Source organism: Streptomyces sp. NPDC041108 (assembly GCF_055592645.1).
Genome location: NZ_JBVIYK010000016.1, coordinates 175,406 through 184,471 on the forward strand (window position 1 = coordinate 175,406; position 9,066 = coordinate 184,471).

Sequence of the window (9,066 nt, forward strand, 5' to 3'; positions counted from 1 at the left end):
GGTCACCAGCTTCCCGGATCGCTCCCGTCCAGCCCGAGCACCGTCCCGTCGAGCGCGGCCGCGCAGACCCGTCCGTCGATGACCACGGGCTCGGGCAGCGAGGCCGTGACCCGGCCCGGGTCACCGAGCCGCGACTGCGTGTCCCCGCTGATCCGGCCCTTCCGCAGGTCCACCGCGAGCAGCCGCCCGTCGGAGGCGGTGAAGTACAGATGCCGGTCGTCGGCGACCGGCGCCGAACTCCGCGCGACGCCCGTCTCCGTACGCCACACCTGCCTACGGGCCTTCATGTCGACGGCCGCCAGGGCACCCCCCGCACCGCTCAACAGGTACACGACGTCGCCCCGCACGACCCCACGGGCCTGCTGGAGCGGCACGGGCAGGGCGACCCGCACGGCCGTCCCCGTGCCGGGGTCGTACCGGACCACGCCGACCGTGTCCTCGTAGGCACCGCCGATCGAGGTGAGGAAGAGGGCACCGCCCGCGGCCCCCGTCAATTCCAGGCGCCCCTTCAGCCGGGTGTCCCAGCGCACGTCCCCCGACGCCGGGTCCACCGCGGTGATCCGGGTCCGCGCCTGCGCCCCCTCACCGGTGACGTACGCCAGGTACGCCGACCGGTCCCCGTCGAACGACGTGAAGTACGCCTCCGGCTGCCCCGGGATCCGGCCGCTCCACCGGGTGTCGCCGGTGGCGGTGTCCACCCCGGTGACCGTCCCGTCGGCGGCGGTCAGCAGCAGCGTGCCGCCCGCGTAGTGCCTGCCGCCGTACGCGGAGACGTCCCGTTCCCACCGCACCTCACCGGTCTCGGGGTCCAGCGCCAGGGCCCGGCGGTTCTCGTCCGTCAGCACCTGCACCAGCCCGCCCGACACCACGGGCGGCTCGCTCGTGCCGAGCGCACCCGTCCCGTCGACGGTGTGCCGCCACAGCACGCTGCCGTCCGCCGGATCCAGCGCGGAGACCAGCCCCGGCTGCGCGCACAACACCTTCCCCGCCCCGTACGAGCACTGCGGCGCGTTCTTCTTCTTCGCCGCCGGCCTGGTGGCCCATGCTTCGAGGGCGGGTGCGGCGGCCGCGCGACCGGCCCGCGGCGAGGCGGTACCCCCGTCCGGCCGCCCGCCCTCGCTTCCCAGGGCCCGCACGGAGGCGAACCCCCCGCCCGCGACGAGCACCACCGAGGCGGCGACCAGCACGGCCCGCGTACGCGACCGGCCCCCGAAGCGGCCACTGCCCCGGCCCGCACGCCGCCCGGAGTCTGCTCGCTCATGGGCCTCGTCAGGGGCGCCGTCGACACCGGTGCCGGTGCTGGAGGAGGCGGCCTCGGCCTCGGCTTTTGACCTGGTGTCCTCGTCCGCGTTCCGGGTCGTGCCCGGCGACGACACCCAGCCCGCGCCTTCCCGCTCCCGCCGGGTCGTAACGAAGGTCTGCGTGTCGTACGAGGCGGCCACGGACCGGAGTTCGTGCATCAACTCGTCCGCCGTGGGCCGGTCCTCCGGCTCCTTGGCCAGACAGGCACGGACGAGAGGCGCGAGGTTCTCGGGTACGCCGGTGAGGTCCGGCTCGTCGTGAACCACCTGGTAGGCGACGACATAGGGACTGTCGGAGTCGAAGGGCCCGCGCCCGGTGGCCGCGTGCACGGTGACCGAGCCGAGGGCGAAGATGTCGGCGGCGGGCCCGACCTCCCGCGGCCGCCGGAACTGCTCGGGTGCCATGAACGGCGGAGTGCCGATCAACTTCCCCGTCTCGGTGCGCAGTTCGCTGTCCTTCGGCCGGGAGATACCGAAGTCGATGACCTTGGGGCCGTCCTCGGCGAGCAGGACGTTGCTGGGCTTGAGGTCCCGGTGCACGACACCGGCACGGTGAATGTCCCGCAGGGCCTCCGCGAGCCCGGCCATGAGCCGCCGCAACTGCCCTGGCGGCATGGGCCCGTTCCGCTTGACGTGCTCGGCGAGGGTCGGACCGGGGATGAAGAGGGTCGCCATCCAAGGCCGGGCGCTGTCGGTGTCGGCGTCCACGACCGGTGCGGTGAAGGCGCCGCTCACCTGCCGGGCAGCGGCGACCTCCTGTCTGAAACGCCCTCTGAACTCGGGGTCCTTCGCGAACTCGGCGTGCACCACCTTCACCGCGAGCCGCAGGCCGGACGTGGAGGCGGCCAGGTGGACGACGCCCATGCCACCGGATCCCAGACACGACTCCAGGCGGTACTGGCCGGCGTACTCGGGAAGTTCCGCTTCTGCTCCCGACCCGGTGCCGCGCTGCGGTGCCATGGGTCCACCCCCGTGCTGTTTCGGCCGCTCGCGCGACGTTCGGAGCCTAGTCGATGACACGTACGGGACAGAGGCGGCTTGCTAGCCTGCACGTCCGTGGAACGCACAGGTGTGCGTGGCCTGAATCAGGGGTATCAACGGGTCCCCACGCCGTGCGTGGGGACCAAACGGGGTTTCAAACGGGGTTGCAAACGGGGGGAGTTCAGCCATGTCTGTCGAGCATGTCGAAGAGATCGCGGAGGACGGCGAGGGGGAGCGGGCCGGTACGGCGTCGGTAGGGGTTTCGGCCACCGCCGCGACGGTCACGGCAGCCGTCCGCCGCTACTCCATCGCGCCGGGCGTCCGTCTCAACGTCCGCAGCGGTCCAAGCACCAGCTACGGCATCGTCCGCGTCCTCTCCGAGGGCGCCACGGTACCGATCTACTGCCAGACCCCGGGCCAGACCATCTCCGGCCCCTACGGCACCACGAACGTCTGGGACAACATCGACGACGGCCAGTACATCTCCGACTCCTACGTCTACACCGGCAGCGACGGCTACGTGGCCGGCCGCTGCGGCTGACCCGGGACGACCGGCCCGGCGCCCGGGGCGACCGACCGGGCGCCGCTCCGAGCGCTCCATGCCGCGGCTCTGCCCCTGACGGCGCCGGCCCTCACGGCACCAGCGCTCGCGGCACCAGCCCCGAGGGCGCACCGCGGCGGCACGGAGATCGCCGCGATACCCGCGCGGGTATCGCGGCGAGGCCACCCGCCCTCGTCGGGAACGCACCCGACACCGCCACCAGCCCGCTCCCGACCCGGAGCGATAATCGACCCGTGAGCGACAAGCCGAGGAACGACCAGGCAGGGCAGGAGCCGGGGCAGGTGCAGGAGGAAGGGCAGGAGCCGCACGGAGCGCAGACGCCGCAGGACCGCCGGGCGCCCCTCGACGCCTCCCCGGCGACCCCCACGGGCCCCCGCCCCGAACCCATCCGCTTCTTCGGGACGACCTGGCTGAACCACGACGCCACCTACACGGCACGCCGGGCGGCCGTCACCGCCGGCTCGCTCACCGCCCTGGCCGTCTCCTGCCTGGTGCTGAGCCTGGCCTACGACGGACTGCAGCTGGCGGCGGTCGGCGGGTTCGTCAGCATCCTGCTCGTCATCATGTTCGCCGTCTGCAGCGCCCTGGCCTTCGGCCACACCTGGGGTGCCTTCGCCAAGCGCCCCGACCCGGCCCGCCACGCCTCCCTGCGCGGCCTCCTCACGATCGGCTTCCTCGGCTCCCTGACCGCCTACTTCCTCCGCTCCTTCAAAGAGGCCCCGGGCGAGTCCCTGCACCGCGAGGAGTACACGGCGGCCCGCCGGCTGTACGAGCGCCGCACGGCCAAGCGCACGAGAAACCCGGCAAAGCGCCGCCGCCCTTGACCTTCCGGCAAGGCGCACCCCGCCTGGGCGCGCGAGGCCGAAAGGGGCACCGCCCCGGGGGACAGGACAGGACAGGACAGGGCGGGGCGGGGTGGGGCGGGGCGGGACAGGACGGGAGGGGAAGGGAAGGGAAGACAGCGGCGGCAGCGGGTCGAGGGAGGTCCAACCCTCCCCAACCCCTCCCCAACGCCACCTCACCGGGCCACGATGTGCCCCATGGCCACCTCCCGCCCGCACGCTTCCCACACCGTCCGAGCCCACTCGTTCAACACCGCCGCAGCGCAGTACGCGGCGAACCGCCCCTCCTACCCGCCCACCCTCTTCGCCACCATCGAAGCCCTGGCCTCGCGCTCCCTCCGCGGAGCCCGCGTCGTGGACGTCGGGGCGGGTACCGGCATAGCCACCGCCCTCCTCCACGCCCGCCGCGCCGACGTCCTCGCCGTGGAACCCGGCGCGGGCATGGCCGCCCAGTTCCGCCGCACCCACCCCCGCATCCCCCTGGTCCGAGGCGACGGCAACGCTCTCCCCGTCGCCACCGCCTTCACCGACTTCCTCACCTACGCCCAGTCCTGGCACTGGACCGACACCACCCGCTCGGTCCCGGAGGCCCTCCGCGTACTCCGCCCCGGCGGGGCACTCGCGCTGTGGTGGAACACCGACGCCGTCGACGTCCCCTGGATCGCCGACGCCACCCTCCGCATCCACCGCTTCCTCGGTGTGGACCCCGCCACACCGATCGAGAAGAGCGCTTCCGGTGCGCCCGCGGCACTCGCCGACACCGCCGACCGCCTCGACTTCACGCGCTGCCAGATCCGCTGGAGCCGCACGGTCCCCCTGGACACCCATCTGGCCAACATCGCCAGCCACTCGGGGTTCCTGGTCCTCGGCGACGAGGCCACGTCCTCGTTCCTCACCGAGGAACGGGCCCACCTCCGCGAACTCTTCCCCACCGAAACCATCGAAGAGACCTACGACGTGGACCTCCTGGTGGCCGTCCGCCCCTGACCAGACCTTCCCAAGACCACCTCTCTCGCCCCGCCCGCCCCCCAGCTCCCGGATCGCCTCCCGCCGAGCGCCCGCGAACGCCCTGTCGCGCCCGCTCGCGCTTCCGCCTGCCCGCGCCCCGAACCCAGTTGGACCCCCCCCCGCGCGGAACCCACCCCCCTCCCTGACTTGACGTCCCACCCGCCCTGCGCAATATTCATCACATGATGAATAACTCCCAGGGTGAGCCTCCACCCCAACCCGGCACCTCACCCACCCCCGCCGCCGGCACCGCGTCCCTCCCCGCCGTCCACGCCCAGAACCTCACCGTCGCCCGAGGCCCGCGCACCGTGCTCCGCGGCCTCGACTTCGCCGTCCCCCAGGGCCAGATCACCGGGCTGCTCGGCCCTTCCGGCTGCGGAAAATCCACCCTGATGCGAGCGATCGTCGGAACCCAGGCCAAGGTCACCGGCACCCTGGACGTCCTGGGCCGCCCCGCGGGGGACGCCACCCTCCGCTCCCGCATCGGCTACGTCACCCAGGCCCCCTCCGTCTACGACGACCTGACCGTCAGCCAGAACCTCGCCTACTTCGCCGCGATCCTCGACCCCGGCCGCGCCGCCTCCGACCGCCGCCACGAGGACGTCACCCGGGCCATCGCCGACGTCGACCTCACCGCCCACGCCGACGCCCTCGCCGGCAACCTCTCCGGTGGCCAACGCAGCCGCGTCTCCCTGGCCGTCGCCCTCCTCGGCGCCCCCGAACTGGTGGTCCTCGACGAACCCACCGTCGGCCTGGACCCCGTCCTCCGCCGCGAACTGTGGACGCTCTTCCACACCCTCGCCGACGAGCGCCGGGCCACCCTCCTGATCTCCTCCCACGTCATGGACGAGGCCGAGCGCTGCCACCGCCTCCTCCTCATGCGCGAGGGCCGGATCCTCGCCGACGACACCCCCGAAGCCCTCCGCACCCGCACCCACGCGGAAACAGTCGAAGAGGCCTTCCTCCGCCTGGTCGACGAGGCCACAGCAGCCGAACCCACCGCGACCGCGCTCACAGCCACGACCGACGCACACCACAAGGAGCCGGCGCGATGACCACCACGACCCCGTCCACGCCCCCCGCGGCCCCCCGCCCCAGGGCCCTCAGCTACTCCCGCACGACCGCCACGGCCGCCCGGGTCCTCCGCCAACTCGGCCACGACCCCCGCACGATCGCCCTGTTGATCCTCATCCCGTGCGTGATGCTGTTCCTGCTGCGCTATGTCTTCGACGGCAGCCCGCGCGTCTTCGACTCCATCGGCGCCTCACTCCTCGGCATCTTCCCGCTGATCACGATGTTCCTGGTGACCTCGATCGCGACCCTGCGCGAACGCACCTCGGGCACCCTGGAGCGCCTTCTCTCCATGCCTCTCGGCAAGGGAGACCTCATCGCCGGCTATGCCCTCGCCTTCGGCACCCTGGCGGTCATCCAGTCCGCCCTCGCCACGGGTCTGGCCGTCTGGTTCCTCGACCTGGACGTCACCGGCTCCCCCTGGCTCCTCCTGATCGTCGCCCTCCTCGACGCTCTGCTGGGCACCGCCCTCGGCCTCTTCGTCTCGGCCTTCGCCTCCTCCGAGTACCAGGCCGTCCAGTTCATGCCGGCCGTGATCTTCCCCCAACTCCTCCTCTGCGGCCTGTTCACCGCCCGCGCCGACATGCACCCCGCCCTGGAGGCCATCTCCGACGTCCTCCCCATGTCCTACGCGGTCGACGGCATGAACGAGGTCCTCCTCCACACCGACATGACCGCCACCTTCGTCCGCGACATCGCGATCGTCGCCGGCTGCGCCCTGCTGGTCCTCACTCTGGGAGCGGCCACCCTCAGGCGCCGGACGACCTGACGCCCAGCCATCCCACGCCGGTCACCCCCCGTACCGGCCCCCCACGTCGGCCACCCCACGTCGGCCACTCCGACCCGTCACTCCGACCCGTCACTCCGTCCAGCCGACGTCCCGCCCACCGGACACGCCAGCCGAACCCCCGTCCCCGGTGCGAGGATGGCCCCAGGACGACGCACCCCGGAGGGCACCCGCACCATGAGCCAGAAAGTCGCAGTCCTCGGCACCGGCAAGATCGGCGAGGCCCTGCTCAGCGGCATGATCCGGGCCGGCTGGGCGCCCGCGGACCTCCTGGTCACCGCCCGCCGCCCCGAACGCGCCGAAGAGCTCCGCACCCGCTACGGCGTCACACCGGTCACCAACGCCGAGGCCGCGAAGACCGCCGACACGCTCATCCTCACGGTCAAGCCCCAGGACATGGCCACCCTTCTCGACGAACTCGCCCCGCACACCCCCGCCGACCGCCTGGTCGTCAGCGGCGCGGCAGGCATCCCCACCTCCTTCTTCGAGGAGCGCCTGGCCGCAGGCACCCCCGTCGTCCGTGTCATGACGAACACCCCCGCCCTCGTCGACGAGGCCATGTCCGTCATCTCCGCCGGCAGCCACGCGAGCGAGGCCGATCTCGCGCACGCCGAGGAGATCTTCGGTGCCGTCGGCAAGACGCTCCGCGTCCCCGAGTCCCAGCAGGACGCCTGCACCGCCCTCTCCGGCTCCGGCCCGGCGTACTTCTTCTACCTGGTCGAAGCCATGACCGACGCGGGTATCCTCCTCGGCCTGCCCCGCGACAAGGCCCATGACCTGATCGTCCAGTCCGCCATCGGCGCGGCCACCATGCTCCGCGACAGCGGCGAACACCCCGTGAAGCTCCGCGAGAACGTCACCTCTCCCGCCGGCACGACGATCAGCGCCATCCGCGAACTCGAGAACCACGGAGTGCGCGCCGCACTGATCGCCGCGCTGGAGGCCGCCCGCGACCGCAGCCGCGAACTGGCCTCCGGCAGCAACAGCTGACGTCGCCCGCGGTCAGCTCGTCAGCCGGTCAGCAGCCCGATCGCCCGATACGCCTCGTCAACCCTCGGCCGAGCCATCCCTCTGGCCTTCTCCGCACCCAACCGCAGCACCCCCTCCACATACGCAGGATCCGCGCACAACTCCTTGTGCCTCTCCTGTACGGGCCTGAGGTGCTCGACCACGGCCTCGGCGGTGTCCTTCTTCAGTGCCCCGTACGACTCATATACACCGCTCAGGTCCTCGGGGTTCCCACTCTCACAGGCAGCGAGGATCTCCAGCAGGTTGGCCAGCCCCGGCCGCTTCTCCGGGTCGTAGACCACGTCCCGCCCGCTGTCGGTCACGGCCCGCATGACCTTCTTCCGCACCACGTCCGGCTCGTCCAGCAGATAGACGATGCCCGGCCCGACGTCGTCGGTCTTCCCCATCTTCGACGTCGGATCCTGCAAGTTCATCACCCGGGCCGCGACCTGCGGACGCGTGGCCCGCGGCACCACGAACGTCCGCCCGTACCGCTGGTTGAAGCGCACCGCCAGGTCCCGGGTCAGCTCCACGTGCTGCGTCTGGTCGTCGCCCACGGGCACCTCGTCCGTCCCGTACGCCAGGATGTCGGCCGCCATCAGCACGGGGTAGGTCAGCAGCGACAGCCGGACACTGCCTCCCCGGTCCCGCTCCCGCGCCGCCTTCTCCTTGTACTGGACCATCCGGCGCATCTCGCCGTCCGTGGCCACGCACTCCAGCAGGTACGACAGCCGCGCGTGCTCATCCACATGACTCTGCACGAAGACGGTGCACAGCTCCGGGTCCAGCCCTGAGGCCAGCAGCAGGGTCGCCGCCTGCCGGGTGAGCCTGCGCACCCGCGCCGGATCGTGGTCCACGGTCAGCGCGTGCAGGTCCACCACACAGAACAACGCGTCCGTGCGGTGCTGGTCGATCTCGGCCCACCGCCGTACCGCTCCGAGGTAGTTCCCCAGCGTCAGATGCCCCGTCGGCTTGATGCCGCTGAAGACCCGTGTCATCTCTCCACCTCCTGATCAGGGCCGCTGCCACCGGCCGGCCGCCCCTCAGGAGGGAGATACGAGAACGGCCGCCGGAGGCGGCGGCCGTCGAGTACATACGTGTGTACGGCCGCCCTCAGGCGGCCCACCACTGCTGGTGACACGTACGCGTAGTCATGGGGGCCAGGCTACGCCTCGCAGGACCGTGCGGCAGCGAGTTGACACACCCCGAGCCGGTACGTAGTGTTCTTCGGGTTGTTCGACGTGAGCGCCGACCACGGTCGGTCCCCGGACAGCCATTCCGCAGGTAACCACCAAGCATCGACGACCTGTCGTCGTGTCATTGGCATGTGTATTTGCGAAATGAGGAATCCGCGTTCGAAAGGGCGCAGCCCCGATTAGCTCGGGAGCGAGGAATCCGCTAAAGTCTCACTCGTCGGAACGGCCCAACAGCCGCGAGGACAAAGCCCGCTGACTGGGAATCAGGCCCGAAAGGATCTGATAGAGTCGGAACCGCCGGAAAGGGAAA

The 9,066-nt window shown here is 71.7% G+C and carries 8 protein-coding genes; 6 read left to right on the plus strand and 2 right to left on the minus strand.

Translation table 11 applies throughout. The features are described from left to right. Positions 1–2 precede the first annotated feature (2 nt). Positions 3–2,261 (minus strand): serine/threonine-protein kinase, encoded by a 2,259-nt coding sequence (locus tag ACZ6BB_RS34005; RefSeq protein ID WP_471618963.1) that lies wholly within the window; start codon positions 2,259–2,261, stop codon positions 3–5. A 208-nt stretch (positions 2,262–2,469) separates the two neighbouring features. Here ACZ6BB_RS34005 and ACZ6BB_RS34010 point away from each other — a divergent pair, with 208 nt between their 5' ends. The 6 genes from ACZ6BB_RS34010 (at position 2,470) to proC (ending at position 7,542) form a co-directional block, all read left to right on the plus strand. Next, positions 2,470–2,823, plus strand: coding sequence for an SH3 domain-containing protein (locus ACZ6BB_RS34010; RefSeq protein ID WP_471618964.1), 354 nt, complete (start codon positions 2,470–2,472; stop codon positions 2,821–2,823). A 254-nt stretch (positions 2,824–3,077) separates the two neighbouring features. Next, positions 3,078–3,668, plus strand: coding sequence for an EamA/RhaT family transporter (locus ACZ6BB_RS34015; protein ID WP_471618965.1), 591 nt, complete (start codon positions 3,078–3,080; stop codon positions 3,666–3,668). A 216-nt stretch (positions 3,669–3,884) separates the two neighbouring features. Beyond that, on the plus strand, positions 3,885–4,673 hold the full coding sequence (locus ACZ6BB_RS34020) for a class I SAM-dependent methyltransferase (RefSeq protein ID WP_471618966.1): 789 nt from the start codon (positions 3,885–3,887) through the stop codon (positions 4,671–4,673). A gap of 203 nt (positions 4,674–4,876) precedes the next feature. Then, a complete protein-coding gene (locus tag ACZ6BB_RS34025; protein ID WP_471618967.1) occupies positions 4,877–5,749 on the plus strand; it encodes an ABC transporter ATP-binding protein in 873 nt (290 codons plus the stop codon). Continuing rightward, the gene (locus ACZ6BB_RS34030) at positions 5,746–6,534 is read left to right on the plus strand and encodes an ABC transporter permease (protein WP_471618968.1); all 789 of its coding nucleotides are present in this window, start codon (positions 5,746–5,748) and stop codon (positions 6,532–6,534) included. The genes ACZ6BB_RS34025 and ACZ6BB_RS34030 overlap by 4 nt, the downstream gene beginning before the upstream one ends. A gap of 195 nt (positions 6,535–6,729) precedes the next feature. Beyond that, the gene (gene proC / locus ACZ6BB_RS34035) at positions 6,730–7,542 is read left to right on the plus strand and encodes a pyrroline-5-carboxylate reductase (protein WP_471618969.1); all 813 of its coding nucleotides are present in this window, start codon (positions 6,730–6,732) and stop codon (positions 7,540–7,542) included. A gap of 20 nt (positions 7,543–7,562) precedes the next feature. Here the strand turns inward: proC and trpS are convergent, their stop codons facing one another. After that, a complete protein-coding gene (gene trpS, locus ACZ6BB_RS34040; RefSeq protein WP_471618970.1) occupies positions 7,563–8,558 on the minus strand; it encodes a tryptophan--tRNA ligase in 996 nt (331 codons plus the stop codon). Positions 8,559–9,066: the final 508 nt, after the last annotated feature.